This is a genomic window from Phyllobacterium sp. P5_D12, assembly GCF_054049495.1.
The window spans coordinates 1-557 of record NZ_JBFUMG010001179.1 but is presented as its reverse complement, the minus strand read 5'-3'; the positions used below and the strand labels follow the sequence as shown (position 1 = coordinate 557).

At 55.8% G+C, this 557-nt stretch carries 1 pseudogene; it reads left to right on the top strand.

The annotated features are described in order from the left end of the window. Positions 1-262 precede the first annotated feature (262 nt). Positions 263-557, top strand: a pseudogene (locus ACXJ5O_RS29375) (sigma-54-dependent Fis family transcriptional regulator); the annotation flags it as partial.

The following is a 557-nucleotide window of genomic DNA, read 5'->3' as shown; positions in this document are numbered from 1 at the left end:
ACCTTGCCTACTGGAATGCCGATGCCGTCAAAAACKGCCATCTGGCGCCCCAGTTGAAGATCGAGAACGAAAAGGAAAAGCCCCAGACCGTCAACTACGATGAGCTGGTCAAAAGCTGGAGCAAGTAAGTTTCGGATGACATTGGCTGGTGGCGGAGGTGTCCGCCGCCAGCTGTGACGACAAAGTCGACCATTGACGGCAAGTCAAAGTAGCATACGCTGGCAATAGCGATGGTAGTTCGCTTGAACCTTGGGAGGAGGCCATGGCAACGCGGCATGATGGCTTGCATGCCGAACATATACAGTCCGCATTGATCGGAAGTGCCGCTGCACAATCTGCGCTGATCGCATCCTGGGGTCGTTCGATGCGTCTTTACGGTTTGAGTCCCGAAGAAGGCGCTCCGAATGTGCTCACCGACCGTGAACTGAAAGATGCGCGCGAACGGCTCGGATCATTAATCGATACCGCAGAGTCGGCGCTGGACCGCCTTTATTCCGCTGTCGGTGGTGCAGGCTGCTGTGTCCTGCTAGCTGACAAGGATGGAGTTCCGGTTGATC